The organism is Hymenobacter sp. AT01-02, assembly GCF_000961955.2.
Classification (GTDB): Bacteria; Bacteroidota; Bacteroidia; order Cytophagales; family Hymenobacteraceae; genus Hymenobacter; species Hymenobacter mucosus.
Genome location: NZ_JZIR02000055.1, coordinates 1 through 25,316 on the forward strand (window position 1 = coordinate 1; position 25,316 = coordinate 25,316).

Sequence of the window (25,316 nt, forward strand, 5' to 3'; positions counted from 1 at the left end):
TACTAGTAAGAAAGGCCTGCTTAGCTTTTGAGGTTTGAGTACTTATTACGCCGCCACCTCTGCCGCCGAGCCTGTGGAAGCTATTGGTTGCTTAGGCGCCACGTCAAACAGGAACTCGTTGAGGCGGGCACGTAAGTCAGCCGAAGCTAGGTTGCGGAATACTTCGCCGCCACGCACCAACGACACCTGCCCGGTTTCTTCACTCACTACCAGCACCACGGCATCCGTCACCTCGGTGAGGCCAATGGCGGCGCGGTGACGCAAACCCATGGAGGCGGGCACATCGGGGTTTTCACTCACGGGCAGAATGCAGCGCGCCGCTTGAATGCGCCCCTGCGTAATGATGACGGCGCCGTCGTGCAAGGGGCTGGTTTTGTTAAAGATGCTCATCAGCAGGCGTTTGCTGACGGTGGCATCAATCAGGTCGCCGGAATCGGCGAAGAACTTTAGGTCGGAAGCCAGACTGAAGGCAATAAGGGCACCCGTGTTTTTACCAGAGAGGCTCTTGGCAGCTTCTACGAAGGGCGTTATGTTCATTCGCTCACTACCCGTCTCGCGTCGCCAAGGAAACACCCGTACCCGGTCAAGGGCCGTGGCCTTCCCAATGGTGAGCAGAAACCGCCTGATTTCCTGCTGAAATAGAATGATGCCAGCCAGTACACCTACGCTCATAAACTGACCCAAAATATTGGTCAGTAGCTCCATTCCGGTGGCTTTCACTACCAGATACAGCAGGTAGATGGACATGAAGCCCAGGAAAATCTTCAGCGCTACGCTTCCCGTTAGCAGCTTATAGAGCTGATAGAACAGCACCGTGACCAGAAGCACGTCCACGACGTCTACCCAGCCGATGCGCAGAAAGCCGATGGCGAAGGAACCTAGCACAGAGCAGAGGGAAAGGTGTTAGATACGAGTTGAATGGTTTGCATGGCCTCAGCTACATCGTGTACGCGTAGCAACCGGGCGCCGTTGAGCAGGGCTATCGTATTGACACTGATGGTACCGGCTAGGGCTGCTTCCGGTCCCAAGCCCAGCGGCTTGTACACCATACTCTTGCGCGAAAGGCCAGCTAGTATTGGCAAACCCAGTACTTGCAGTTCCCGCATCCGGCGCAGCAGCTCGTGGCCCTGGCGTGGCGTTTTGGCAAATCCAAAACCAGGATCAAGCACCACGTCGGTTACGCCGTGGCGGCGTAGCTCGGCCAGCTTGTCGCGGAAGTAGCGCACCAACTCCAGTACTAGGTCTTCCTCGTAGTAGGTGTGCTGGGTCATGGTTTGGGGCGTGCCGCGCATGTGCATCAGAATGTAGGGCACTTGCAGGCGGCCAGCAGTAGCTAGCATGGCCTCGTCGAGCTGCCCCCCGCTGATATCGTTGAGGATGTCGGCCCCCGTTGCTACGGCTTCGGCGGCTACCTCAGCCCGGAAGGTGTCCACGGAAATAAATGCTTCGGGAAAGGCCTTGTGCACAGCGGCCACGGCAGGTAGTAGGCGCCGCATTTCCTCGGCGGGGGAAATGTCCTCGGCTCCCGGGCGGGATGAGTAGCCCCCCAGGTCGAGTACGGCTGCGCCGGCTTGCAACATCTGCTCGGCCCGGCGCAGCAGGTCATCTTCAGCCTTCACGCGGCTGTCGGCAAAGAACGAATCAGGCGTAAGATTCAGAATGCCCATCACCTGCGGCCGGCGCAGATCTAGCACGCGCCCACCGGGGCAACGCAGGGTCTGCCGCGGCGAAAAACACGTATCTTGCGGGGCCTGGAGCATGGTTCTGGGCAGTTAGGAGTTAGCCTACAAAGCGCCGCTGTAGCAGTTCGCCGACGAGGGTAACGCATGGCGGTTGCCACCACTGGCTGATGATTTCGCCTCGGCTGCGGTTCGCAGAATGGGTGGAGTGAAGTACAACAAAATAGGCTGAAAAACTTGGAGAATCAAACCCAGCACGAATACGACCAAGTAATTGGGCAATGTCGCCAGCTGTTTCTGGCCAAAACGCATGACTACGGCACCGCGTGGCGAATCCTGCGTCTACCATCCGTAACGGATCAGCTTTACATCAAGGCGCAGCGCATTCGCAGCATCCAGGAAAAAGGCACGCAGCTAGTGGCCGATGGGGTAGAGGAGGAGTTTGTCGCCATTATCAACTACTGCGTTATTGCCCTCATGCAACTGCGCCTACCCGCCGATGCCCCCTTCGACCTGGAACCCGCCGCGGTGGCTACTGCCTACGATGACCAGGTAGATGAAAACCGCCGCTTGCTGTTCGCCAAAAACCATGACTATGGCGAGGCGTGGCGCCAGATGCGCATTGAGAGCATTACCGATATTATTCTGATGAAGCTGCACCGTACCAAGCAAATTGAGGACCTTGGTGGCCTCACGCAGGTATCAGAAGGCGTGGAGGCCAACTACCGCGACATGCTCAACTATGCTGTGTTTGTGCTCATCAAAATGAAGTATGCTACTCCGGCCGCCTAGCCGATACGCATAGACTAGAAAATGCGTGGTAACTAGCGCACGGTGGCCGGCTTTTCTACGTAACAAGACCGTTGTGCACCAATAGATGCCTCGTGTGGTTAGAGCCTTCGTACGCTCCGGCTGATCATTACCTTTAGAACTTCTGCCAGCCCTGGGCCCAGACTCCAAGATTCTACGATTGCAACATGAAACAAATCACCCGTATTTGCTGGCTACTGCTGGGCATTGTGTTCATCTTCTCGGGCCTCGTAAAGCTAAACGACCCCATTGGCACGGCCCTCAAGCTGGAAGAGTATTTTGAGGTATTCAGCAAAGCTTTTGGCTCGTTCTTTCAGGTATTTATCCCCCACGCCCGCACGCTCAGCATCTTCCTCAGCTCCCTGGAAGTAGTACTGGGGGTAGCGGTGCTGCTACGCTGGATGCTGCGCCAAACCCTGTGGGTGCTGCTGGCACTGCTGGTGTTCTTTGGGTTCCTTACATTCTACTCCGCCGCTTTCAACAAGGTAACGGACTGCGGCTGCTTCGGCGACTTTATTAAGCTAACCCCCTGGACGTCCTTCGCCAAGGATATGTTCTTGCTACTGCTGTGGGCAGTAGTGTTTTTCAACTTGCGCTACCTGCGCCGCGTATTTGCTAAGGGTACCCTGGGCGTCATGTACATCACCATTGCCTCGGCCGTGGCCATTGGTATTGGGGTGCGGGCCTTGGGCCACTTGCCCTACTTCGATTTCTTGCCTTATAAGGAAGGCAATGACATCGGCCAGTTGATGAAGCCCCAAGAAGCCGCCCGCTACGAGTATGTAATGGAGCGCAACGGCGAAAGCAAAACCTTTACGGAATATCCCACCGACTCGACCTGGAAATACAAAAGCATGAATGTGCTTAACCCAGAAAAGTCGAAGCCTCTGATTACCGACTTTTCAGTGTTTGATGCGGATGGCAAAGACTACACAGGAGAGGTACTAAAGGGCAATAAGCTGGTGCTAGTAGTGCAGGACGTGCAAAGCGCCGACCGGGACCGGTACAAGGACATCAACAGCCTTTTGGAAGCGGCCAGCAAGTCGCGCAAGCGTATTGAATCCCTCGTGATTACGAGCAGCAGCCCCGGGGCTTTCGACGCTTACCGCCACGACGTGAACCTGGGGGCTCCCTTCTATTTCGCCGACGCTACCGTGCTTAAGTCGATGATTCGCTCTAACCCAGGCCTTATTCTGCTGCAAAACGGAGTAGTGAAAGGGAAGTACCACTACCACGACATCCCCGCAATAGGCGACCTGGAAGCAAAGCTGTAAGCAGTTGCGTCGATGATAGACTTGTGAGTTGCCAAGTAGTACTGATAATTTGCAGGTGCGCACTCAGCAACTCGTAACTGGCAATTCGTAGCATGATTGGATTTATTCTGAGCCGTTTGGGGCAAGGGGTGTTGGTACTGGTGGGCGTGGCCCTTACGGTATTCTTCCTGTTTAATGTGCTGCCCGGCGACCCAGTAGCCCTACTAGCGGGCCAGCGCTCCGATGCCGAAACGCGGGCCGCCATTGCCGCCGACCTCGGCCTAGACCAGCCGCTACCCCTGCAACTGGTAGGCTACCTGAACGACGTATCGCCCCTGGGGCTACATGCCCGCGACTCGGCGGGCGTTGCCAAGTACGGGGGCGTAGCGTTGGTGCCGTTTGGTCAGCGGGCCTTAGTACTGAAAGTGCCTTACCTACGCCGCTCCTTCCAAACCAACAAGGACGTGCTTAGCACATTGCTGGACCACTTCACAGGCACGCTATGGCTAGCCGTAGCGGCTATGATGCTGGCCGCAGTTGTGGGCATCAGCTTGGGTGTGGTGGCGGCTCTTAAGCCGCATTCGTGGCTAGACCGGCTGCTAGTGTCTACCTCCGTGCTAGGAATTTCGGTGCCCTCTTTTGTAGCGGCCATTCTCATTGCCATATCCTTTGGCTTCTACTGGAGCCACTGGACTGGGCTCAACCTCACGGGCCAACTCTACGAAACCGACCCCTTTACGGGACGGCACCTAGTGCTGCGCAACTTGGTGCTACCTGCGTTTGCCCTCGGAATTCGGCCCCTGGCGGTTATCGTGCAGCTCACGCGTTCGTCCATGCTCGATGTGCTTAGCCAGGACTACATCCGTACGGCCCGCGCCAAGGGGCTGTCCAGCTACCGCGTAATTATAGGGCATGCCTTGAAGAATGCGCTGAATCCGGTAATTACTGCGGTGTCGGGCTGGCTGGCTTCGCTCATGGCCGGCGCGTTCTTTATCGAGTACATTTTCAACTGGAAGGGGTTGGGAACCGTCACGCTGCGGGCCGTCGAAAACCTTGATTTCCCAGTAGTAATGGGTGCTACTATTTTCATAGCGGCCATCTTTGTGCTCGTCAATATTGTGGTAGATGTACTCTACGCCCTGCTTGACCCCCGCGTGAAGCTGGGTTAATCCGCACTTACTAGGTGGTTCATCCCCGTTGAAGACTACTTGGTTTCTGTTCTACCAACCGGGCATGTTAGGCCCGTGCTTGGTCTAGTCCCATTGCTTGCACACCACACCTCCTTTCCTTATTTGCTATGCGTCTTTATCTCATTGGCATGCCCGCAGCAGGCAAAACCACACTGGGCCGGGCCCTGGCTACAGCCTACAGGGTGCCTTTTCGGGACCTAGACGAGGAGATAGTGCAACGGGAGCAGCGCAGTGTGTCGGAGATTTTTGCCCAAGATGGGGAAGACTACTTCCGTCAGCGTGAGGGCGACGTACTACGCGACCTTGTAGAAACAATGCCCGAGATGGTACTGGCTACCGGTGGGGGTACTCCGTGCTATCACCACAATCTGGAGGTGCTGCTTGAAACGGGCCTGACGCTCTACCTGGCCGTGCCGGTGTCTGTGCTAGTACAGCGGGTGTTAGCCGCGGCAGCTAGTCGTCCTTTGTTGTCGGCTTTGCCTACTGCACAAGCGCTAGAAAGCCGTTTGCACGAAACCTTACGGGCACGCCAACAGTTCTACGACCGCGCACCCTTGCGCTGTGCTGCTCCCGTTTGTTCGGTAGAGGCAGTGCGGCAGTTAGTCGAGCGTTACACTACTGCTGTCTAGTACAGACGAGCTATTGGCTCGTCGTTTGGTCAGTGCTGCTTATTTTTGCGACTTCATCATTCCTGTATCGGCATGAAATCAACTTCCGAAGCTTCAGCGCCCGAAGTAAAGACCACTCCAGTGAAAACCCCGGATGCTATCCGCCCTAAGCACAAAGGGTCGGCCCAGCTGTTCGAAAATCCATTGTTGGAGCGTCTTTCGCATACGCACATTGCGCTGCCCGTATCTATTTTCCTGATTACGGCAGTTATCAGCCTGTACTATGGGCTCACGCGAGGCTTTATTTCTGGCATCTCGGCCTTTGGCTTGTTCCTGTTGGGCTGGTTTATGTTCACCTTTGCGGAGTATCTAGTGCACCGGTACGTGTATCACATTCCTGCTACCACCCCTGGGCGGGCTAAGTTTCAGTACACCATGCACGGCGTGCACCACGAGTATCCTAAAGACGAAACTCGCTTGGCGATGCCGCCCATCATCACGGTGTTCGTAGCGTCGTTGCTGTTCTTCATCTTCCGCTTCACCTTCGGTAGCTACGCCTTTGGCATTCTAGCGGGCTTCGTGTTTGGCTATGCGCTGTACTTATTTGTGCACTACGCCATTCACGTGTACGCTCCCCCGAAGAACTTCCTAAAAGTGTGGTGGACGCACCACGCCCAGCACCACTACCGCCAAGATGAAATTGCTTTCGGTGTATCCAGCACTCTGTGGGACCACATAATTGGCACCATGCCTACCAAGCAACCAAGAAACTAAGCGGTATATTCTCTAATAACAAAAACGCTTCCTCAAGGAGAGGAAGCCGTTTTTGTTTGGCTGATTACCGACCGCAACAAGAAACCTAAAGGCCGCTTCCTGCACAGGACAGGAAGCGGCCTTCGAATAGGTAACCCATGTAGACTTAGCGGCGGCGGAGACGGTTCACGATAAACCACAATAGCAGCACAATCAGAAATACACCAATAAGCCCGGTCCAAGCACCAGCTTTGAAGATGGTTCCGATAGCGTCGCAGCTGCTAAGAGAGAACGTAAGCAGCACCATAAAGGCTGCAATGAAGGGAAAACGCAGGGTATTCATAACGAGGAGAGGAGAGTGAGAAAAGTGCCTCGCAGTAGTGGAAGCAACTTCTAATGCATACTAGCCTATTCTTAAAAAGGTTAGTGTCGATTCTCCTGGAAACGCCAGAAATCTTGTCTTGCCTCAGCACTGTGCATAGGCAAAATTGCTTCCTCTGATGCGTAAGCCGACTAAAAGTCGAGACCATAGCATAGGAGCCTTCCTAAGCCTACTTGGCCATTAGCCTCGGCATGTGGCTTGCACAAGAGCGCGCTTAGTGGTAAGCAGCGCACTAGAACGACTGTGGCCGCGCTTAAGCTTACTACGCTATAGTAACAAACAGAAACCGCAGCCTTATGAGGCTGCGGTTTCTGTTTGGCTTAAGCAAGGTGTGCTAAATGCGGTTTAAGAACTTTCCTGGTTCAAACAGGTCACAATACCCTAAAAAGAAAGCCCGGTAGCAGACTGAGTAAGTCTATCACCGGGCTTTACTGTTGGCGCTCCCTCCTGGGCTCGAACCAGGGACCCTCTGATTAACAGTCAGATGCTCTAACCGGCTGAGCTAAGGAAGCGGTTATGGCGGCGTCTATTTTGCCGTTGCTGGTGCAATATTAGAGCAAAGTATTCGAACGTCCAAACATGTCTTTTGAAAAAAATGAGGAAAAATAATTAGTTAGTGATTGTCAGTAGGTTGCCGGACAGCGACGTTCTATACTGACGTAGTGGACGAATGGCTGGACCACTTATTAACTGACCCTGCAGGGTAAACTGAGACTTGCAGCACGGGTCGTAGAGATATACTTGGGGCTCAATTTTTACGCGGGCGCATGTGTCGAGGGGCTGGTACGGGCAATTTCGCTCGAAGGCGAGGTAGTTGCCGCCACTTTGCCGCACAACAATCAGCCCACGCACCCCACCCGGATAATAAATAGCGCCATTATCGAAGCGCAAGTTGCTATTCTGCTGGTTGGAGAGGTCGAGTACCGTGTTAAAAGCCGTCAGCGGTATCTGCGGCTCGGCAGCGTTGTTAGTAGAGTCGCAGGCGGCTAGCCCCAGGCCAGCCATTGCAACCCCTAGCACATGAACGACGGGAGATGGTAGCGTTGGCATACGTAAGTGATGAAGGGTGCAAGTAAAAGCCCTAGCTTGTGGAGGCCAGGGCTTTTACGCTGTAGTAAGCTAACCAGAAAGGAGGTAGGCTAGGTTCAACCTGTAGCGAAGGCCGTTTCGTTGAACCCAGAAAGACTATTGTACTCCCTCAAACTGCCGTAGGAAACGCGTATCGTTTTCCGTGAACAGGCGCAGGTCCTTGATTTGATACTTGAGCATAGTGATGCGCTCAATACCCATACCCCAGGCGTAGCCCGAATACCGTTCGGCATCAATACCAGATTGCTGGAGTACGGCGGGGTCTACCATGCCGCAACCACCAATTTCAACCCACCCGCTGCCTTTGCAGATATTACACCCCTTGCCTTTGCAGATCAGACAGGTAATATCAATTTCGGCGCTGGGCTCGGTGAAGGGGAAGAAGGAAGGACGGAACCGAATCTGAATGTCCTCGCCGAACATCTCCTGTACAAAGTAGTACACCGTTTGCTTCAAATCGGCGAAGCTTACGTTTTCGTCAATGTAGATACCTTCCACTTGGTGAAACATCATGTGGGCCCGCGCTGAAATGGCCTCGTTGCGGTACACACGGCCGGGCATGATGCTGCGGATGGGTAGGGGCTGGCTTTCCATTACGCGTACTTGCACCGTACTGGTATGCGTGCGCAGCAAGTGGTTGGGGGCCGAGGAAACGGGTACCGCAGTAACTGGGTCCAACTCGGAGGTGGGCTGCTGGCTCCCAGCCTGTGGCGCACTTTTCACAAAGAAGGTATCCTGCATATCGCGCGCCGGATGATTCTCGGGAAAGTTGAGGGCGGTGAAGTTGTGCCAGTCATCCTCAATTTCGGGACCCTCAGCTACGTTGAAGCCAATGCGCGAGAAAATGCGCACCATTTCTTCCCGTACCAAGCTCAGGGGGTGGCGCGTGCCCAGCGCGTTGGGCACGGCCGGTAGGGTATAGTCGAAGGTAGGATTAGCCGGTGCATTAGCAGCAGCGGCTTCTACTTCCTGCTGCCGGGCCTCAAACTTGGTTAAGGCCGATTGCTTAAGCTGGTTGAGTTCCTGACCGACGGCCCGGCGCTGGTCCTGGGGTACGGTTTTGAGCTGATCGAACAGATCGGCCAACTGGCCTTTGCGGCCGGTAAAGGCGATGCGGAACTGGTCGAGTTGTTCCGGAGTAGTAACGTCGTACGCTTCGATTTCGGCCCGCAGCCGTGCGATGGTGTCCTGCATAATACTGCAAAGGTAGGGGGTTAGCGGTAGTTGGTCGCAGATAGCAAGCAGTTCATATATAAGTAGACTGAAGCAGAGTGTGCTGAAGTGAATTTTGGTACGGTTGCTGCCTAGCTACCATACAACCAGCAGCCAAGGCTAAACGTGGGGCGCCACCCGTTAGCCGGCCGGTGTGGGGCCCGCCGGGCGGGATGTTCTTCTGCTTCAACCTTCCTTCCAATGAAACGTTTTCTGCTTTCGGCTACTGTAGTAGTGGCCTTTTTCAGCTCTGCCCAAGTGCAAGCCCAAACCAAAAAGCTGCCCGCAAAAGCTGCCAACTCCAGTGTAGCTCCCAGTTCACGGCCCCCTGAGGCCGCGTGGCCGGCCGCTGATGAGTGGAGCACCCCCGTTACGGAAAGTAGTTGGGAAACGGCCGCTACCCCAGTAGCCGAAGCTGATTCCGACGACCCCATGATGCACTCCCCGGGAGTGCAGGTGGCGCCGGGCACCAGCTCTTCGCCCTACCGGGGTACTAGCACCGACTACCATGGGCGCCCAGTGGCTAAGGTGAAGTCAAAGCGCCCCCGCTCCGTGGCTGTAGAGTCAGACGACCCTATGATGCACTCGTCGGGGGTGATGCTGGCACCCGGATGAACACGGCCCCCTACCACGGCGTGAGCACCGACTATAACGGCCGCCCGCTACGCAAAGCCCCAGCCAGCAACTCTTCGGTTGCTACAGTGGCCGCGTCGGGTAGTGCTGAGGTGGCCGCAACTCAGTGGTAACCTAGCTTACATCAAGCTAATTTGCTTGCAGGGCCCGGTTGGCATAGCCACAACCGGGCCGTTGTCGTATGCCGCTGATAGGTAAGGTTCTACTCTTGTTCTTTCTTTCTGCCGCGTATGAAACTGACTGTACTTCCGCTGTTAATGGTGTGGTTGAGCCTAATGGAAATCAGCGCGCAAGCGCAACAAACCAGAAAAACAACCCGCAAGGCCCGCTCCGGGGCGTACGCACGCTACGACCGTAGCAACCGCCGGGATGAGGAGAACCTAAAGCTGGCGCCAGGCTTGCGGCTAAACATGCCCAGCCCTCCTACCACCGACTACATGGGCCGGCCCCTTAAAAAGAAAACTCCTAAACCGGCCTCCGCCACTACTACCCTGTCGGCGGGTACTGCACCCGCTAAACCAGCACCAGCCGTTAGGAAAAAGCGTCGGTAGCGCTACTCTTTCTTCCAGATGTAGAAGTAGCCGCCCCTTCGCGGCCGGTTGATTGAGGTTTTGGACAAAAAGAACAGATACTTTTTAGCGCGGAAAAGGAAGGCTTTTGGCGTGAGTAAAATTTACATAACCCTCATACGTTTATCTAGTAGCACCCTTGTTTAACCGATCAGAATGGAATCTTTGCTGGCCTTCTTGCTCGGTTAGGAACTTCTAAGAAATGGGCGCGTTAGGGGAAATTCCAAGAGATGCACTTTTGGGCCTGCGTGGGGTGGCGTACCTTGCGGCTTCTTTACTTCAAACTGCTATTCCGATGACTCGTTTTTTCTTTCCTGTGCTCTTAGTAGGTGGGGTGTTGCTGGCCGCACCGTCCCAGGCACAATCCAAAAAGTCCAACGACGGCTGGGGCTCTTCTGATGGTTGGGGCACGCCTGCTCCGGCCAAGAAAGCTGCACCCGCCAAGAAAACCACTACTAAAGCTGCTCCAAAAGCCGCAGTGGTAGAAGAAACTGAGCCAGCTCCTGCTCCTGCCGCTGCTACTGACGCGGCCGCTGCTGGTGGATGGGGAGGCGCCTCCGGTGCTGCTTCAGCGGCTCCTGCCGCCGAAATGCAGCCCATCGGAGCTAGCTTGGCTCCCGGCTTCACGGCTGCTCCTTCACGCCGCGTAACCACTGACTACCGTGGTCGGCCGCTGGCTCCCTACGTGCGTCGCTCGGTGCGCGCGGCTGATCCAGTTCCGCCAGCACCTGCTCCGGCTCCCATTGCCGTACCTGCTCCTGAGCCAGAACCAGCACCAGTAGCCACCACCCCGGCTGCTCCTAAAGCTGCTTCAGCTACGGCTGGTGCCAAGAATGCTGGTGCTGCCGCTACCAAGAAAACGGCTGCTCCCGTTAAGAAAGCGGCTGCTCCTGCCAAGAAGAAGGCAGACGACGGTTGGGGTGGTGGCTGGTAATAACCAGCATCCCCGGCTCTACTAACACAAACGCGAACGACAAGCTGTCGTTCGGGCGTTTGTGTTAGTAGAGCCGGGGCAGTGAGCAGGCCATTCGGCCTAGGTTAGACTTCTGCTTCTACCAGTTCAGGAGTTGATACTTCCTCGTTTGCTGCTTGGGCTCGGTAGTATAGGGTGCTGCAGTTGTCGGGGCGTAGGAACTCCTGGGCGGCAGCTTGCACCTGGGCGGGCGTTACAGCCTGCACCTTCTCGCTTTCCTGATTGACAAGGTTGGCGTCGCCCATAAGTTTGCTGTAAGCCAAATTCATGGCGCGGTTTAGCAATTCTATTTCGCTAAACACAATGCTCGCCTCGGCTTGATTTTTCACTTTTTCTAGCTCCTCTACGGAAACTAGTTCGTTGCGAAGCCCTGCAATTACTTCTTCCACGGCGGCATCTGCTTCTTCCAGCGTTACGCCAGCATTCAGCTTGCCACTCACTACCACCAAGCCGGGCTCCAACGACCCCATTACGGAGGCCGAGATAGAGTTGAAGAGCGGCCGCTCTTTCACCAGCTGCTGATAGATACGGCTAGATTTGCCCCGACCCAGTACGTCGCTGAGCAGGTCTACAGGATAGTAAGCCGCGCTTTCACGGCCAGGCATGTGGTATACCTTATAAAGCGCCGACAACGGAACGTTGGCCGTTACTTCTAGGAAGCGGGCTTCCGTTTGGCGAGGCTCCTGGGGTAAGTTACGCTCATAGCGAGTACCACCGGGAATGGGGCCAAACCACTTTTCGGCCAAACGTTGGGCCTCGGCCTTCGTTACGGCACCAGCCACTACCACAATAGCATTGGCCGGAGAATAATGCTTGCCAAAGAAGTTGCGCACTTGCTGCATGGTAGCATCCTCAATATGGCTTACTTCCTTGCCAATAGTAGCCCAGCTGTAAGGGTGCTGCTGATAAGCCAAGGGGCGAAGTTTCAGCCACACGTCGCCGTAGGGCTGGTTGAGGTAGTTCTGCTTGAACTCTTCTACCACCACTTTGCGCTGCACCTCCAGGCCGTTTTCTGAGAAAGCCAAGCTTAGCATCCGATCAGATTCCAGCCAGAAACCGGTTTCCAGGTTGGCAGCGGGTAGAGTGAGGTAGTAGTTGGTAATGTCGGGGGAGGTGAAGGCATTGTTCTCGCCGCCTACCATCTGCAACGGCTCGTCGTAACTGGGAATGTTAACGGAGCCGGAAAACATCAGGTGCTCAAACAAATGGGCAAAGCCCGTGTGCTGCGGGTCTTCATCGCGCGAGCCCACGTTATAAAGCACGTTGAGCACCGCCATGGGCGTGGTGTGGTCTTCGTGCACTATGCAGCGTAGGCCGTTAGCAAGGGTGAATTCTTCGAAATGAATCATAGGGGCAGGGAAAATCTACCAGAGCCAGTGGGATACTATCAAACTCGCAGCCGCAAGTAGAAGTTTCGGGTGGAGCTGCTAGGGCAAGTACGGAAGAAGCGCGACGGCGACCAAGCCACAAGGAGCAGCCTAGCCCCTGTATTCATTAGAGAGGGGTAGGCAGGAAGCAGGAACGGATAGCAACGCCAGCTAATTACCCCGAAGGCAGTAGTACCTAAAGTGCGGCCGCAGAACGAGGCAGTTAGGTAGGCTTACGAAGCTTTGATGCCTGTTTTATGCAGGTACTTAGTGCCCTCACCTCCTTGTAAGAGCGTAAGTAGTTGCCGCCTTGAGTAGCCAGTGCCATCTACTCCGCCGGGTTTAGGAGCGGCATACTACCAGAGGCAGGGAGTAGAGGACTAAGGGAGTAGAATGCAGGACGGGTAATGTGCCTGCGTATAGTGCAAAATACACAGAGTAATTTTCCTTCCCTTGTAAAGCCGTACTTTTGGCCCTACCCTCCAACTCTACCGCCTGCCGCCCATGCGCTTCGACCGGAAAGATTACTCCAATGAAACTCTCCTTTTCCTCTATCAGCACCTACTGAAACCGCGTCTGATTGAGGAGAAAATGCTGATTCTGCTGCGGCAAGGAAAGGTAAGCAAATGGTTTTCGGGTATTGGGCAGGAGGCTATTTCGGTGGGGAGCACGCTGGCCCTGGAGCCCGACGAGTACATCTTGCCGCTGCACCGCAACCTGGGCGTGTTCACTGGACGCAACATTCCGCTAGACCGCCTCTTTGCGCAGTGGCAGGGCAAAACCACGGGCTTCACCAAGGGCCGCGACCGGTCTTTCCACTTTGGCACCAACGAGCACCACATTGTGGGCATGATTAGCCACCTCGGACCCCAGCTAGCCGTAGCCGATGGCATTGCCCTAGCCGACAAGCTGGACGAGCGGCCTAAAGTAACCGTAACCTACAGCGGGGATGGCGGCGCCTCCGAAGGTGACTTTCACGAGGCGCTAAACGTAGCAGCGGTGTGGCAGCTACCCGTCATCTTTATTATTGAGAACAATGGCTACGGCCTGAGTACTCCTTCCAACGAGCAGTTTCGCTTCAAGCAATTCATTGACAAAGGTCCCGCCTACGGCATAGAAGCCGTGCAAGTAGACGGCAACAATGTGCTGGAAGTGTACGATACGGTGCGCCGTCTAGCCGAGGATTTACGCCAGAACCCCCGCCCCGTGCTGCTGGAGGCCCTGACCTTTCGGATGCGCGGCCACGAGGAAGCCAGCGGAACCAAGTACGTACCCCAGGAACTGTTTGACCAGTGGGCACAAAAGGACCCAGTGGAAACCTACGAGCGGTGGCTTTTGCAGGAAGGAGCCCTCGACGAGCCAGCTCGTCAGCGCTTCCGCGAAACCATCAAGCGTGAAATCGATGAGGCCCTGCGCATAGCCGATGCCGTACCCATGCCGACGGCCAGCGCCGCCCAGGAGCTAGCCGATATGTACCAACCCTTTGAGGCACCCAGCCAAGCACCCGCTGCCGACGCTGCTACTACTGAGAAGCGGTACGTTGATGCCATTTCCGATGGCCTACGTCAGAGCATGGAAAAGTACCCTGAGCTGGTGCTCATGGGCCAGGATATTGCCGAATACGGCGGGGTATTTAAAGTGACGGAAGGCTTTGTATCTCAGTTTGGGAAGGGTCGGGTGCGCAACACGCCTTTGTGCGAGTCGGCCATTGTGGGGGCTGGGCTGGGGCTTAGCATAAAGGGCAAAAAAGCCATGGTGGAAATGCAGTTTGCTGATTTCGTGACCTGTGGCTTTAATCAGATTGTCAACAACTTGGCCAAGAGCCACTACCGTTGGGGGCAGAACGCCGACGTAGTAGTACGCATGCCTACGGGCGCTGGCACCGCGGCCGGCCCGTTTCATTCCCAGAGCAACGAGGCCTGGTTTACGCACACCCCAGGGTTGAAAGTCGTATTCCCAAGTAACCCAGTAGATGCGAAGGGCTTGCTTTGTGCCGCCTTTGAGGACCCTAATCCGGTTATCTTCTTTGAGCATAAGCTCCTGTACCGCAGCATCACCGCCCCCGTGCCTGATGCCTACTATACCACGCCCATTGGGAAGGCGGCCCTCATGCGGGAAGGCGATGAGATGAGCATTGTTACCTACGGGGCTGGAGTGCACTGGGCTTCTCACCTCGCCGATGAACTAAACCTCTCGGCCGATATTTTGGACCTGCGCACTCTCTTGCCCTGGGATGAAGACGCTGTGCGCCGCACCGTAACTAAAACGGGGCGCCTCATTATTCTGCACGAAGACACGCTGGTAGGAGGCCTGGGTGGTGAAATTGCGGCCTGGGTTGCCGAGCATTGCTTTCAGCACCTCGATGCCCCCGTGCAACGGGTGGCCTCGCTGGATACAGCCGTACCCTTCGCTCCTCCGCTGGAAAAGGTATTCCTCCCCCAGCAGCGCCTCCGCGAAACTGTGGAGAAGCTTCGCAACTATTAGCGCCACCTGTGTTTCCGAGCGGCTTCCTGACCCCGTAGTGGAAAAGCAAATGCGCTTTATGTATCATTAATAGCACAAGGAAAAGCGGGCGTACTGAACCGTTGCCAATTGTGTACTTTGCCCATTGTATTCTTCTGTTGATCAGAAGCTCACCTTGATTTTTATGAATGCATCCGGAGCATTTCGCCGCCTGAGCCTGCTATTGCTGGCGGCGTTGCTGCTACTCAGTGCGCCGGCCTGTCACCGCTACCGGTTGCCTAGTCCCAAGGGGCCGCCCCAGCCGAAAGTGAAAAAAGCGGCGCCAACTTCTGACAACCAATCGGCCGACGGGCGTGATATGTCGGTGGATAAAGGCGAGGTGAAAACCCAAAAGAACAGCTACGACAAAAATGGCCTCTTGAAAAAGCCCAAATACGAGCGGCGGCGGTTGAAGCGGAAAGTAGGCCAGCGCAAATTCTTAGGCATCACGTTACCATTCTAACGTATACCTACGCAGAAGTCCTAAGGCTCCTGTTATCCCTTCTCTTTCATTGTGTTAGTAACCTGATATGCGCTACATATTACTGTCAGTAGCCCTGCTGTGGGGGCTGTGTTCACATGATGCCCACGCCCAACTAGAAGGCAAGACATCGGGTAAGCAGCGGCGCGAAAACCGCCGTGCCTTGCGCGATGCTGACCGCTACCCTGCTGAGTACAAAGAATCGCACTTGGCCGTAACGAAAGCGGAGCTAAAAGACGGAAATGGAGGCCGGCAAGCCGTAGTAAAACCCGCCGACGGCCGCGCCGATTACCAGTTCGACCGGACTGGTGAGCCCCGTGCTAGCGAACCATCCCGTGCAAATCTTCGTCTTCGCAGAAAGGAAAAACAACCCACCCCGTAACTTAACCCTTTCCAATATGACTCCCTGGCAACCACTTACCCAAGCTGAGCAACTCACCGAAATCGTTCGGGAGTCGCACGAGCAGCCAGTAATCATCTTCAAGCACAGCACTACCTGCTCCATCAGTGCGGCCGCTAAGGCCAAGGTAGAGCGCCAATGGGACGGTGCTGGCTTAGAAGGCACTAAAGTGTACTACCTCGATTTGCTGCGCTTCCGACCCATTTCTCAGGAAATAGCGGAAAAGTTTGGCGTCCGGCACGAGTCGCCTCAACTGCTTCTCATTCAAGATGGAGAGTGCCGCTATGATGCATCGCACATGGGCATCCGCCTCAGCGACGTGAAAAGCCTCGTTAGTTAAGCGCAAGACCAACGTCTTTCTAAAAAAGGAACGTGCCGAGCGTAGCTTTTATGTAGCTGCCCGGCACGTTCCTTTTTCCTTTTTACTAGTGTCCGGCTACACGTAGTCGAACTGAACCTCCTGCTGAATTTCAGGGTTCAAGCTAAGAGCTACTGGGCAGGTACGGGCGGCATTTTCCAAGATGGTGCGTTCTTTTTCGGAAAGAGAGGCTGGCATCTGGAAGCGCACGTCAATTTGCCGAATACGGCGTGGTTCGGCAGCCATATGCTTCGTTACATCGTACTGAACGCCAGTGAGGTCTAGCTCATGTCGGTCAGCTACAATCCCCATAATCGTCATCATGCACGCACCCAGGGCCGCGCTAACAAGGTCAGTGGGTGAGAAAGCTTCCCCTCGGCCGTGGTTGTCCACGGGGGCGTCGGTAAGGATGGTGTTGCCGGAGGCCACGTGGGTGGCTTCGGTGCGGAGGTGGCCGGCGTAGCGGGCGGTGGCAGTGCTCATCAGATAGAAAAATTAGGCAATACGATGCTGGTAAATTTACGTACTTTCGACAGTGTTGGCGGTTCCCAAGGCTGGGAGCGGCTACCGTTCCACCGTTTCTTTTCCTTGCGACCTGTGCGTATACAGTTAGTCTTGGGCGGCAGCGCGCTGCTGGCCCTCTTGGGAGCCAGCCCGGCCGTGCAGGCTCAACAAATGAGCAGTGCAGCTGCGGCGCCGAGCAATGAAGACGCCTCCTACCGCAAAGAGTTTACCTACGGCATCAACTTCAACACCCGCGGGGGGCTAATCGGGGGTATTTCGGTTCGCTCTACCCGCATGCTTAACCAAGACTGGGCCCGCTTTTGGAGCATTGAAGGAGTGGAGGTAAAGCACCCCAAGGAGCAGAAAGTCTCCAACAGCGTAGGGGGGCAGTATGTGCTCGGAAAAACCAATTACATGTATGTGCTGCGCCCTAGCGTGGGTGTGCAGCGAGTTATCTTCCGGAAAGCTCCCGATACGGGCGTGCAAGTAAACGCGCTGATAGGAGGTGGGCCATCCATTGCCCTGCTTATGCCTTACTATATTGCCTACGACTACACGGAGCGCAATTCGCAGGGGCAGCCCGTTGGCTCTATCACCGATGTTCGCAACGAGCAGTTCGACCCGCAGATACATTCCACGCAGCGCATCCTCGACCGTGCCCCGCTCTTTACTGGTGTTGGGGAAACCAAGCCACATGTTGGCGTACACGTACGGGGGGCGCTGGGCTTTGAGTACGGGCGCTACCGAGATGCTGTGGCTGGGGTAGAAACGGGCTTCCTCTTTGAAGCATACACGAAGCGCTTGCCCATTTTGCGCGCCAACCAGGTAGACGATAACAAACTGAATCGCTCATTCTACCCTTCCGTGTACCTAACTCTTTATTTAGGACACCGGAGCTAGGTTGAGGTCATTGGGAGAGATATCCTCGCATCACTCATTTTGCGCCCGCTTTCTGTTAGTTGTCAGAAAGTGGGCGCGGTGCTTTCCGGCGGACTTACCACCCGATGGGAACATTTTCGGCGCTACGGTGTCTCATTAACCGGTAGTCAATCCCCAATTACCAGCTACCTTTGTATTATGGATGACTTGTTGCTGACTCTGCCTATTATTCAGCCGGAAGCGGCGGCTCCGGCCAAGCCGCGCAAGCCCGATTGGCTGCGGGTGAAGCTGCCCGTGGGTCCAGCCTATGCCAACGTCCGCCGCTTGGTGGATGAGCATAAGCTGAACACGATCTGCGAGAGTGGCAACTGCCCGAATATGGGCGAATGCTGGGGCGCTGGCACCGCTACGTTCATGATTCTGGGCAACGTGTGCACCCGTTCCTGCTCTTTCTGTGCCGTGGCTACTGGCCGTCCCACCGAGTACGATACCGACGAGCCTCGCCGGGTAGCGGAAGCTATTCAACTCATGGGCGTGAAGCACGCAGTTATTACCTCCGTAAACCGCGACGAACTAAAAGACCGTGGCGCAAGCATCTGGTATGAAACGGTGGTGCAAACCAAACTGCTCAGCCCTACTACTACCATTGAAACCCTAATTCCGGACGTGAAGGCCAACTGGGCCGCGTTGGATACCATGATTGCGGGTGGCCAAGAGGTGGTATCGCACAACGTGGAAACGGTAGGTAGCCTTTACCGCCTTGTGCGCCCTCAAGCCAAGTACGACCGTAGTCTGGAGCAAATTCGGCGAACCAAAGAAGCTGGTAAGCGCACGAAATCGGGTATCATGCTTGGCCTGGGCGAAACCAAAGAGGAAATGTACCGGGCCATGGACGACCTAGTAGCTAATGGCCTCGATATTCTCACGCTGGGCCAGTACCTGCAACCAACGAAGCGGCACTTGGAAGTAGCCGAGTTTATTCACCCCGACCTATTTGCCCACTACCGTGAGGAAGGTTTGGCCCGGGGCCTGAAATACGTGGAAAGCGGCCCGCTGGTACGCAGTAGCTACCACGCCGAGCGTCACGTGAACGTCCCAATCTAAGGAGCCTTTATCCAACTTATACCACAAAAGGCCCAGCACCGCTCCGGTTGCTGGGCCTTTTGTGGTATAAGCTGGTACGCTAGTGATGGCGGCGCCTTTACAGTCCAATCCGTTTCAGGTAGGCATCGTTGTTCACGTACATGATGTAGGTTTTCTGGGTGCCCGCGGCCCGTTGTAGGTTGTAGTGCGCCGCCGCTAATAGCCGTTGGCTTTGCCGGCCCATGCGGTGGCTCCAGAACACTACAACGGTGTAGTCGGCGGAAGACTCCATGGCGCTAACCCGACTACCACCTACCGTGCGCAGGAAAGGAGCCAACTGCGCAAAGGACAGGAGGCTGTCGGGTAGCGTTTGTGAAACCGGAGGGAAGACATCGAGTGATTTGCGGTGATTCCACTCCAGGTTCGGGAAGCCATTGGCATTGCAGCTCACGTAATAAGACACGAGTTGGCCGGCTCGGTTGTAGTACAGCAACTGTAGGGGCTGGCCATGGTGAGTAGCCTCGCGCTGGCGTGCTGGGGGCTGTTTCTTAAGAAAGGTGAGGTAGCTAGTATCCAGTGCAAAGCTTTTGCCGGGAGCAGTGCCTACGCCATACGCCTGGGCGTACTGCCTCACTTGGGGGAAATCAATGGTCTGGGTTTGGCGCATTCCGTACAGTCCTTCGCCAACTGTAGCACAACCAACCATACTTAGGCTGCTCAGCAACAGAAGGAAGGTAGGGCGCATGTACTCCAAAAGATAGTTTGCTGCCATCGTCCGTCACCCATAAAAAAAGCCTCTTCCAAAGAAAGAGGCTTCTTACATACAAAAGGTTGTCTGCTTGGCTTATTGTTCTAGCGCCGGGCATTAGTGTCTTGAGGAGGATAGGTACCCAAGATGCTGTTCACAATGCGGTACACTTCCGGCTCGGAGATGGTTTGCTGATCTACCTGCGCCTGACCAAGACCACGCCACGCTAGCTCCTTACGGCGAGCATCAACGAAATCGATGATAACGGTGCCAGCTTTATAGTTCGTGATGTAGTTACGATTGTAAAGGCCACCGTAGCCATAGCCGTAGTAGGGGTAGCCAAAAGGACCATAGCCACCGTAGTTGGCTTGCTGCTTGTCCTCTACTTTGGCGGAATACGCCACGTACAGGTCGGGTGCTTTTTCCGAGAATGTGAGGCCCTTGGAGGCCATCTCACGCTCTACGGCCGTGCGGATTCGCTTGTCCAGAAACGATTGGTAGCCTTGGGCGGGGCCGCCTTCGGTGTCGGTTGGCTGTTGAGGATACCACGACCAGGTTTTGTACGCCCGGAAGTTAACAGAGTGGTCGAAGTCATTGGTAACGCCTACGCGCGAAGTGCCGGCGCAACCACTCAGACCCAAAAGAAGGCCAAAACTCATGGCGAGCATAGCTGCCGGGCGAGTCAGGAAACGGGTGATGCGGTTCATATGAAGCGAAAAAGACGATTGAGGAGAATAGAAGCTGGCCACGAGGCTACAGGCTTCTGAGATAGAAACACAACGGATATGGTCGTCGTTCCCGGATATAAGTACCTTACGAACAAATTTAAGTGCTAGTTTACAGGCTGCATTAGGGTCATAATCTTGAAATATCTCTATCTTCCCCGCTAACATTAGTCTCTCATTATTTCCTGCTAACATGATTAAACTAGTACTCGGTTTGGGCGGCCTCGCTCTATTAGCTTCCTGCACTGCTACCAGCGACGCCCGTGGCTCGCGCCCAGCCAAGGGCATTGTTGCACATAACACGGTGGTCGAATGCATGCTGTATGATGGCATGACGAAGGACTCCAAAAACTTCGGCACTATTTCCTCCGGCAACGAAGTGCAGGTGATGGATACCGTTGATGCTTACTTTGTGAAAGTACGGGCTACGGTGAACGGCAAAACGGAAAGTGGCTACATGTACCGTACGTGCTTCGCCCAGTAGTAAGCTGCCCGCCTTCCAACACGCATTGCTACCCTTCGTACATACTTAGCTTTTACAAAAAAGGCCCGTGCAATGCGCACGGGCCTTTTTTGTAAAAGCTACTAGAGTAGCTTCAGCTCTTGCTAGTAAGAAGGACCCTTGTCGGTTTCTACTAGTTTCTCTTCCGCATCGGTGTACTGTTCAATAGGCGTGCAAGAGCACACTAGGTTACGGTCACCGTAGGCGGAGTCGATACGCGATACGGCCGGCCAGAACTTGGCGGCGCGCACGTACTCCGTGGGGAATACGGCCTCTTCGCGGGTGTATGGGCGCGTCCACTCGCCTACAAGCACGGTAGCTGCTGTGTGAGGGGCATGCTTGAGCACGTTTTCCTTGGCATCGGCGCGGCCTTCCTCCACGGCGGCAATTTCCTTGCGGATGCACACCATGGCCTCAATAAAGCGGTCCAGCTCTTCCTTGCTTTCCGACTCGGTAGGCTCTACCATTAGGGTGCCTGCTACTGGGAATGACACTGTGGGCGCGTGGAAACCGTAGTCCATCAGGCGCTTGGCAATGTCCTCTACCTCAATGCCAGCTTTCTTGAACTGGCGGCAGTCCAGAATCATTTCGTGGGCGCAACGGCCATTGGCGCCGGTGTACAGCACTGGGTAGTGCTCTTCCAGGCACGCCTTAATGTAGTTGGCATTCAGGATGGCCGTGCGGGTAGCCTGCGTAAGGCCTTCTCCACCCATCATCGAAATGTAGGCGTAGCTGATGGGCAGAATGCTGGCCGAACCCCAAGGCGCAGACGTAACGGCCCCGTAAGTGCGGCCATCGGCGTCAATGAGTACGTGTCCAGGCAGGTAAGGAGCCAAATCGGCTACTACCCCAATGGGGCCTACACCAGGACCACCACCGCCGTGCGGAATGCAGAAGGTCTTATGCAGGTTCAGGTGGCATACGTCGGCCCCGATGGTAGCGGGCGAGGTCAGGCCCACTTGGGCGTTCATGTTGGCGCCGTCCATGTACACGCGGCCCCCATGCTGGTGAATGGTTTGGCAGATGTCGATGATGGTTTCTTCATACACACCGTGGGTGCTGGGGTAGGTCACCATCAGGCAGCTGAGCTTGTCGGCGTACTGAGCGGCTTTAGCCTTCAGGTCCTCCACGTCAATGTTACCTTCTTCCGTGCTCTTGACCACCACTACCTGCATACCCGCCATAACTGCCGACGCCGGGTTAGTGCCGTGGGCTGATGCCGGGATGAGAGCCACATTGCGGTGCTGGTCGCCGCGGGCATCGTGGTAGCCTTTGATGGCTAGCAGGCCAGCGTACTCGCCCTGGGCGCCCGAGTTGGGTTGCAGGCTAACGGCCGCAAAGCCCGTTACTTCACACAGCCACGCTTCCAGGTCGCGGAAGATTTCGGTGTAGCCTTGGGCTTGCTCCCGGGGTGCGAAGGGGTGTAAGCCGCCAATTTCCGGCCACGTCACCGGAATCATTTCGGCGGTAGCGTTTAGCTTCATGGTACACGAACCCAGCGGAATCATCGAGTGAGCCAAGCTCAGGTCTTTGTTCTCCAGCTGCTTCATGTAGCGCAGCATCTCCGTTTCTGAGTGGTGCGTGTTGAAGATGGGGTGAGTCAGGTACTCGCTTGTGCGAATCAGGCGCTCATCCCAGTTTACTGCTACCTCGGCGGGGAAGGCAAGTTGTGGGGCGTCCTTACCAAGTACCTTGGCAAACACCGCCACGATGTCCTGCACGTCTTTCAGCTCCGTGTTCTGGTTCAGCGAAATGCCTACTTGGGTTTCCCCGAAATAGCGGAAATTGATGCTTGCCGCCTCGGCTTCCTGACGAACGGCTTGCTGCAACTCGGTGCTTTCCAACTGAATGTCCAGCGTGTCGAAGTAGAACGCGTTGGTTTGCTCCAAGCCTAATCCCGTGAGCGCACCAGCCAGGGTTTGGGCTAGAGCGTGCACGTTGGAAGCAAACTGACGGAGGCGCTGCGGGCCGTGGTACACAGCGTACATACCCGCCAGCACCGACAGCAGTACCTGCGCCGTGCAAATATTGGAGGTAGCCTTCTCGCGGCGGATGTGCTGCTCGCGGGTTTGCAGGGCCATGCGGTAAGCCTTGTTGCCGGCGGCATCAATGCTCTGACCAATAATACGGCCGGGAATTACGCGCTTGAACGCGTCCTTGGTAGCCAGGAAGCCAGCGTGAGGGCCACCATAGCCCATGGGCACACCAAAACGCTGGGAGTTACCTACCACGGCATCGGCACCCATTTCGCCGGGAGGCGTAAGCAGCGTCAGGGCCAGAAGGTCGGCAGCCACCGTTACGAACAGGCCGTTGTCGTGAGCTTTCGTGATGAACTCGGTGTAGTCGTACACGGCGCCGTCGGCGGCTGGGTATTGCAGGATGGCTCCGAAGAGGGAGGCATCCGTGAGGTCCACCGTGCGGTGGTCGCCTACTACCAGCTCAATGCCAAGAGGGGTAGCGCGGGTGCGCAGTACGTCGATAGTTTGGGGTAGCACCTGCTCCGACACGAAGTAGCGGGTGGCTTGTTTCTTCTTCGACAGCGAGTGGAACATGTGCAGCGTTTCGGCGGCGGCGGTGCCTTCGTCGAGTAGGCTGGCATTGGCAATTTCAAGGCCCGTCAAGTCAATCACCATCGTCTGGTAGTTGATGAGTGCCTCTAGGCGGCCCTGAGCAATTTCGGCTTGGTAGGGCGTGTAGGCCGTGTACCAGCCGGGGTTTTCGAGAATGTTGCGCTGAATAACGGGCGGCAACTGGGTATCGTGGTAGCCCAGTCCGATGTAGTTTTTGAACAGCTTATTCTGGCCGGCAATCTTTTTGAATTTCGCCAAAAAAGCCCGCTCCGTGAGGGCAGCGGGCAGGTTCAGCGGCTTCTTCAGGCGGATGGCGGTCGGCACGGTTTCGTCGATGAGTTGGTCAATCGACTCCACACCAATAGTGCGTAGCATTTCAGCAACCGCTGCCTCGTCTGGGCCATTATGGCGGTCCACAAACAGGTCGGCGGGCTTGGGTTGAAGCAACATAAAAGCAGGGGTGAGGATGGCAATAAAGCAAGGCCCTAGGCAGGAGCCCATACAAAGGTAGCGCGAAAAGCCTTCACGCTTCCGTGCTAAAACCAGCAAAAGTTTGGGCTTGTTCCAGCAGCTTCATCTTCCCGCAGCTACCCGCCTCCAACTAGCGCCAACCCCACGGTGCTGGATGGCGCTTGCTTTTCAACCGTTGAGCTTGCAAAAGGCTACGCATTTTCTGGGTAATGGCGGCTGAGCTACGACTAGCGAAGGAGAGGACATATACTAACTCAACAATTTTCCGCAGATTAAACCCCGATTCCACCCACTATTACCCCTCTATGCGTTCTATAACCCTTGGCCTAATTCGAGAAGGCAAAACTCCACCCGATAAACGCGTCCCGCTGACTCCAAAAAAATGTGCTGAGGCAGAAGCCCGCTTTTCCGGCCTCAAGATTATAGTGCAGGAAAGCGCGGTGCGCTGCTTCGCCGACCAGGAGTACCGCGACCTGGGCATTGCCGTGCAGCCTACGGTAGCGGAGTGCGACCTTTTGCTGGGCGTGAAGGAGGTGCCGCCTGCCCAGCTCATACCCAACAAAACTTACATGTTTTTTTCGCATACGATCAAGAAGCAGCCTGCCAACCGGGAATTGCTGCGGCAGGTGTTGCAGAAAAATATTACCCTCATCGACTACGAACTGCTGACTACTGGTGAAGGAGGGGAGCGGATAGTTGCTTTTGGCCGGTGGGCCGGCATTGTGGGGGCGTACAACGCCCTACTGACCTACGGCCGCAAGCATGCGCTCTACGACCTGAAGCCGGCGCACCAGTGCGTAGATATGGAGGATATGCAGGAAGAGTTCTTCAAGGTGAAGCGCATGCCGCCCATTAAAATGGTGGTTACCGGCTCGGGAAGGGTAGCGCAGGGAGCCGTGGAGGTGCTAGACCGGATGGGTATTCGGCGGGTGAGCGTGTACGACTACCTGTACCATGACTTTGGAGTACCCGTGTATACCCAGTTGCGCTCCTCCGATTACAACCGCCGGCGCGACGGCCGGGTGTGGGATACGCCTGATTTCCACCGCAATCCTCACGAGTACGAATCGACGTTCCAGAATTTCCTGCCGGTTACGGACCTGCTCATTGCCTGTGCCTACTGGCACCCGGCGGCTCCCCGTTTATTTGAGGAAGCAGACACCCAGCGCCCCGACTTCCGCATCAACACCATTGCCGACGTAACCTGCGACGTGAACGGGTCCATCCCGACCACCAAGCGGGCGAGCAGCATTCCTGAGCCTGCCTTCGACTACAACTGCCAGACTGGGGAACTAGAGCCGCCCTATTCGCGCCCGTCCAACATTACCGTTATGGCCGTTGACAACCTACCCTGTGAGTTGCCGCGAAATGCTAGCCGCGACTTTGGCCGGCAGCTTATAGATAATGTGCTACCGCATATAATGCTTGAAGCCGGCCCTGATGATGTGATAGAGCGCGCTACTATTGCCCGCAATGGAGCCCTCACGGCACGCTACCAGTATCTGGCTGATTATGTAGCCTAGCGGATAGCGCTTGCCCTATCAACTAAAAGGCCCTTGCTATCTAGCAAGCTTT

General features: G+C 55.7%; 27 protein-coding genes and 1 tRNA gene. 17 read left to right on the forward strand and 11 right to left on the reverse strand.

Annotated features, from left to right (window positions below; genetic code table 11):
• Positions 1 to 45 precede the first annotated feature (45 nt).
• Both cdaA and folP read right to left on the reverse strand, forming a co-directional pair.
• On the reverse strand, positions 46 to 885 hold the full coding sequence (cdaA, locus tag VI25_RS15950; protein ID WP_045688808.1) for a diadenylate cyclase CdaA: 840 nt from the start codon (positions 883 to 885) through the stop codon (positions 46 to 48).
• A complete protein-coding gene (gene folP, locus VI25_RS15955) occupies positions 879 to 1,760 on the reverse strand; it encodes a dihydropteroate synthase (RefSeq protein ID WP_045688807.1) in 882 nt (293 codons plus the stop codon). Before folP ends, cdaA begins: the two co-directional genes overlap by 7 nt.
• A gap of 156 nt (positions 1,761 to 1,916) precedes the next feature.
• On the opposite strand from folP, the gene VI25_RS15960 reads away from it, so the two are divergent.
• The 5 genes from VI25_RS15960 to VI25_RS15980 all read left to right on the forward strand — a co-directional run bounded on the left by VI25_RS15960 (position 1,917) and on the right by VI25_RS15980 (position 6,314).
• Positions 1,917 to 2,471 (forward strand): DUF1599 domain-containing protein, encoded by a 555-nt coding sequence (locus tag VI25_RS15960; RefSeq protein WP_045688806.1) that lies wholly within the window; start codon positions 1,917 to 1,919, stop codon positions 2,469 to 2,471.
• Positions 2,472 to 2,656: 185 nt separating this feature from the next.
• Positions 2,657 to 3,763, forward strand: a complete 1,107-nt coding sequence (locus VI25_RS15965) for a BT_3928 family protein (RefSeq protein WP_045688805.1) — start codon at positions 2,657 to 2,659, stop codon at positions 3,761 to 3,763.
• Positions 3,764 to 3,855: 92 nt separating this feature from the next.
• The gene (locus VI25_RS15970) at positions 3,856 to 4,911 is read left to right on the forward strand and encodes an ABC transporter permease (RefSeq protein WP_045688804.1); all 1,056 of its coding nucleotides are present in this window, start codon (positions 3,856 to 3,858) and stop codon (positions 4,909 to 4,911) included.
• A 128-nt stretch (positions 4,912 to 5,039) separates the two neighbouring features.
• Positions 5,040 to 5,561 carry a shikimate kinase gene (locus VI25_RS15975; protein WP_052695250.1) on the forward strand — a complete coding sequence of 174 codons (522 nt, stop codon included), beginning with the start codon at positions 5,040 to 5,042 and terminating at the stop codon, positions 5,559 to 5,561.
• Positions 5,562 to 5,633: 72 nt separating this feature from the next.
• Positions 5,634 to 6,314: a sterol desaturase family protein gene (locus tag VI25_RS15980; RefSeq protein ID WP_082455592.1), complete on the forward strand. Its 681-nt coding sequence runs from the start codon at positions 5,634 to 5,636 to the stop codon at positions 6,312 to 6,314.
• Between the two features lie 145 nt (positions 6,315 to 6,459).
• Here VI25_RS15980 and VI25_RS25635 read toward each other — a convergent pair whose 3' ends face one another.
• The 4 genes from VI25_RS25635 to pheS form a co-directional block, all read right to left on the reverse strand.
• Entirely contained in the window at positions 6,460 to 6,636 is a 177-nt protein-coding gene (locus VI25_RS25635; protein ID WP_173664797.1) for a hypothetical protein, read from the reverse strand.
• 474 nt (positions 6,637 to 7,110) lie between these two features.
• Positions 7,111 to 7,187: transfer RNA gene (locus VI25_RS15985), tRNA-Asn, on the reverse strand.
• Positions 7,188 to 7,284: 97 nt separating this feature from the next.
• Positions 7,285 to 7,725 (reverse strand): Rieske 2Fe-2S domain-containing protein, encoded by a 441-nt coding sequence (locus VI25_RS15990; RefSeq protein ID WP_152981663.1) that lies wholly within the window; start codon positions 7,723 to 7,725, stop codon positions 7,285 to 7,287.
• A 135-nt stretch (positions 7,726 to 7,860) separates the two neighbouring features.
• Positions 7,861 to 8,958, reverse strand: coding sequence for a phenylalanine--tRNA ligase subunit alpha (gene pheS / locus VI25_RS15995; RefSeq protein WP_045688802.1), 1,098 nt, complete (start codon positions 8,956 to 8,958; stop codon positions 7,861 to 7,863).
• A gap of 219 nt (positions 8,959 to 9,177) precedes the next feature.
• On the opposite strand from pheS, the gene VI25_RS16000 reads away from it, so the two are divergent.
• The 4 genes from VI25_RS16000 (at position 9,178) to VI25_RS16010 (ending at position 11,112) form a co-directional block, all read left to right on the forward strand.
• A complete protein-coding gene (locus VI25_RS16000) occupies positions 9,178 to 9,591 on the forward strand; it encodes a hypothetical protein (protein WP_045688801.1) in 414 nt (137 codons plus the stop codon).
• Complete coding sequence (locus VI25_RS27880) at positions 9,588 to 9,722, forward strand: hypothetical protein (RefSeq protein WP_262489969.1); 135 nt, start codon at positions 9,588 to 9,590, stop codon at positions 9,720 to 9,722. Before VI25_RS16000 ends, VI25_RS27880 begins: the two co-directional genes overlap by 4 nt.
• A gap of 117 nt (positions 9,723 to 9,839) precedes the next feature.
• Positions 9,840 to 10,160 carry a hypothetical protein gene (locus VI25_RS16005; protein ID WP_045688800.1) on the forward strand — a complete coding sequence of 107 codons (321 nt, stop codon included), beginning with the start codon at positions 9,840 to 9,842 and terminating at the stop codon, positions 10,158 to 10,160.
• 313 nt (positions 10,161 to 10,473) lie between these two features.
• Complete coding sequence (locus tag VI25_RS16010) at positions 10,474 to 11,112, forward strand: hypothetical protein (protein WP_052695249.1); 639 nt, start codon at positions 10,474 to 10,476, stop codon at positions 11,110 to 11,112.
• 104 nt (positions 11,113 to 11,216) lie between these two features.
• Here the strand turns inward: VI25_RS16010 and VI25_RS16015 are convergent, their stop codons facing one another.
• Entirely contained in the window at positions 11,217 to 12,500 is a 1,284-nt protein-coding gene (locus tag VI25_RS16015; protein WP_045687300.1) for a M16 family metallopeptidase, read from the reverse strand.
• Between the two features lie 522 nt (positions 12,501 to 13,022).
• Here VI25_RS16015 and VI25_RS16020 point away from each other — a divergent pair.
• The 4 genes from VI25_RS16020 to ytxJ all read left to right on the forward strand — a co-directional run bounded on the left by VI25_RS16020 (position 13,023) and on the right by ytxJ (position 16,241).
• A complete protein-coding gene (locus VI25_RS16020; protein WP_055562659.1) occupies positions 13,023 to 15,002 on the forward strand; it encodes a thiamine pyrophosphate-dependent enzyme in 1,980 nt (659 codons plus the stop codon).
• Positions 15,003 to 15,165: 163 nt separating this feature from the next.
• Positions 15,166 to 15,483 (forward strand): hypothetical protein, encoded by a 318-nt coding sequence (locus tag VI25_RS16025; RefSeq protein ID WP_152981664.1) that lies wholly within the window; start codon positions 15,166 to 15,168, stop codon positions 15,481 to 15,483.
• A gap of 67 nt (positions 15,484 to 15,550) precedes the next feature.
• A complete protein-coding gene (locus VI25_RS16030) occupies positions 15,551 to 15,883 on the forward strand; it encodes a hypothetical protein (RefSeq protein ID WP_045687302.1) in 333 nt (110 codons plus the stop codon).
• Positions 15,884 to 15,899: 16 nt separating this feature from the next.
• Entirely contained in the window at positions 15,900 to 16,241 is a 342-nt protein-coding gene (gene ytxJ, locus VI25_RS16035; RefSeq protein ID WP_045687303.1) for a bacillithiol system redox-active protein YtxJ, read from the forward strand.
• 96 nt (positions 16,242 to 16,337) lie between these two features.
• Here the strand turns inward: ytxJ and VI25_RS16040 are convergent, their stop codons facing one another.
• Positions 16,338 to 16,742, reverse strand: a complete 405-nt coding sequence (locus VI25_RS16040) for an OsmC family protein (protein ID WP_045687304.1) — start codon at positions 16,740 to 16,742, stop codon at positions 16,338 to 16,340.
• Between the two features lie 114 nt (positions 16,743 to 16,856).
• Here VI25_RS16040 and VI25_RS16045 point away from each other — a divergent pair, with 114 nt between their 5' ends.
• Complete coding sequence (locus VI25_RS16045; RefSeq protein WP_072144837.1) at positions 16,857 to 17,663, forward strand: hypothetical protein; 807 nt, start codon at positions 16,857 to 16,859, stop codon at positions 17,661 to 17,663.
• 189 nt (positions 17,664 to 17,852) lie between these two features.
• Positions 17,853 to 18,746, forward strand: a complete 894-nt coding sequence (gene lipA, locus VI25_RS16050; protein WP_045687306.1) for a lipoyl synthase — start codon at positions 17,853 to 17,855, stop codon at positions 18,744 to 18,746.
• A gap of 97 nt (positions 18,747 to 18,843) precedes the next feature.
• Here lipA and VI25_RS16055 read toward each other — a convergent pair whose 3' ends face one another.
• Together VI25_RS16055 and VI25_RS25230 are read right to left on the reverse strand one after the other, a co-directional pair.
• Positions 18,844 to 19,470 (reverse strand): hypothetical protein, encoded by a 627-nt coding sequence (locus VI25_RS16055; RefSeq protein WP_143437076.1) that lies wholly within the window; start codon positions 19,468 to 19,470, stop codon positions 18,844 to 18,846.
• Positions 19,471 to 19,577: 107 nt separating this feature from the next.
• A complete protein-coding gene (locus VI25_RS25230) occupies positions 19,578 to 20,180 on the reverse strand; it encodes a DUF4136 domain-containing protein (RefSeq protein ID WP_045690635.1) in 603 nt (200 codons plus the stop codon).
• A gap of 211 nt (positions 20,181 to 20,391) precedes the next feature.
• Here VI25_RS25230 and VI25_RS25235 point away from each other — a divergent pair, with 211 nt between their 5' ends.
• Positions 20,392 to 20,682 (forward strand): SH3 domain-containing protein, encoded by a 291-nt coding sequence (locus VI25_RS25235; protein ID WP_045690634.1) that lies wholly within the window; start codon positions 20,392 to 20,394, stop codon positions 20,680 to 20,682.
• Between the two features lie 122 nt (positions 20,683 to 20,804).
• Here VI25_RS25235 and gcvP read toward each other — a convergent pair whose 3' ends face one another.
• Positions 20,805 to 23,720 carry an aminomethyl-transferring glycine dehydrogenase gene (gene gcvP, locus VI25_RS16070; RefSeq protein ID WP_045689331.1) on the reverse strand — a complete coding sequence of 972 codons (2,916 nt, stop codon included), beginning with the start codon at positions 23,718 to 23,720 and terminating at the stop codon, positions 20,805 to 20,807.
• A gap of 326 nt (positions 23,721 to 24,046) precedes the next feature.
• Between gcvP and VI25_RS16075 the strand changes: the two genes are divergently transcribed.
• Positions 24,047 to 25,264, forward strand: a complete 1,218-nt coding sequence (locus tag VI25_RS16075; protein WP_045689325.1) for an NAD(P)-dependent oxidoreductase — start codon at positions 24,047 to 24,049, stop codon at positions 25,262 to 25,264.
• Positions 25,265 to 25,316: the final 52 nt, after the last annotated feature.

Excerpts from the sequence above, each read along its gene's own strand:
- VI25_RS16075 (WP_045689325.1), top strand. The coding sequence starts at position 24,047 with ATGCGTTCTATAACCCTTGGCCTAATTCGAGAAGGCAAAACTCCACCC.
- VI25_RS16040 (WP_045687304.1), bottom strand. The coding sequence starts at position 16,742 with ATGAGCACTGCCACCGCCCGCTACGCCGGCCACCTCCGCACCGAAGCC.
- VI25_RS16000 (WP_045688801.1), top strand. The coding sequence starts at position 9,178 with ATGAAACGTTTTCTGCTTTCGGCTACTGTAGTAGTGGCCTTTTTCAGC.
- VI25_RS15965 (WP_045688805.1), top strand. The coding sequence starts at position 2,657 with ATGAAACAAATCACCCGTATTTGCTGGCTACTGCTGGGCATTGTGTTC.
- VI25_RS15990 (WP_152981663.1), bottom strand. The coding sequence starts at position 7,725 with ATGCCAACGCTACCATCTCCCGTCGTTCATGTGCTAGGGGTTGCAATG.
- VI25_RS16015 (WP_045687300.1), bottom strand. The coding sequence starts at position 12,500 with ATGATTCATTTCGAAGAATTCACCCTTGCTAACGGCCTACGCTGCATA.
- VI25_RS16025 (WP_152981664.1), top strand. The coding sequence starts at position 15,166 with ATGAATGCATCCGGAGCATTTCGCCGCCTGAGCCTGCTATTGCTGGCG.
- VI25_RS16055 (WP_143437076.1), bottom strand. The coding sequence starts at position 19,470 with ATGCGCCCTACCTTCCTTCTGTTGCTGAGCAGCCTAAGTATGGTTGGT.
- VI25_RS16020 (WP_055562659.1), top strand. The coding sequence starts at position 13,023 with ATGCGCTTCGACCGGAAAGATTACTCCAATGAAACTCTCCTTTTCCTC.
- ytxJ (WP_045687303.1), top strand. The coding sequence starts at position 15,900 with ATGACTCCCTGGCAACCACTTACCCAAGCTGAGCAACTCACCGAAATC.
- pheS (WP_045688802.1), bottom strand. The coding sequence starts at position 8,958 with ATGCAGGACACCATCGCACGGCTGCGGGCCGAAATCGAAGCGTACGAC.
- VI25_RS25235 (WP_045690634.1), top strand. The coding sequence starts at position 20,392 with ATGATTAAACTAGTACTCGGTTTGGGCGGCCTCGCTCTATTAGCTTCC.
- VI25_RS15980 (WP_082455592.1), top strand. The coding sequence starts at position 5,634 with ATGAAATCAACTTCCGAAGCTTCAGCGCCCGAAGTAAAGACCACTCCA.
- VI25_RS16030 (WP_045687302.1), top strand. The coding sequence starts at position 15,551 with ATGCGCTACATATTACTGTCAGTAGCCCTGCTGTGGGGGCTGTGTTCA.
- gcvP (WP_045689331.1), bottom strand. The coding sequence starts at position 23,720 with ATGTTGCTTCAACCCAAGCCCGCCGACCTGTTTGTGGACCGCCATAAT.
- VI25_RS16005 (WP_045688800.1), top strand. The coding sequence starts at position 9,840 with ATGAAACTGACTGTACTTCCGCTGTTAATGGTGTGGTTGAGCCTAATG.
- VI25_RS25230 (WP_045690635.1), bottom strand. The coding sequence starts at position 20,180 with ATGAACCGCATCACCCGTTTCCTGACTCGCCCGGCAGCTATGCTCGCC.
- VI25_RS15975 (WP_052695250.1), top strand. The coding sequence starts at position 5,040 with ATGCGTCTTTATCTCATTGGCATGCCCGCAGCAGGCAAAACCACACTG.
- VI25_RS15970 (WP_045688804.1), top strand. The coding sequence starts at position 3,856 with ATGATTGGATTTATTCTGAGCCGTTTGGGGCAAGGGGTGTTGGTACTG.
- VI25_RS16010 (WP_052695249.1), top strand. The coding sequence starts at position 10,474 with ATGACTCGTTTTTTCTTTCCTGTGCTCTTAGTAGGTGGGGTGTTGCTG.
- folP (WP_045688807.1), bottom strand. The coding sequence starts at position 1,760 with ATGCTCCAGGCCCCGCAAGATACGTGTTTTTCGCCGCGGCAGACCCTG.
- VI25_RS25635 (WP_173664797.1), bottom strand. The coding sequence starts at position 6,636 with ATGAATACCCTGCGTTTTCCCTTCATTGCAGCCTTTATGGTGCTGCTT.
- VI25_RS27880 (WP_262489969.1), top strand. The coding sequence starts at position 9,588 with ATGAACACGGCCCCCTACCACGGCGTGAGCACCGACTATAACGGCCGC.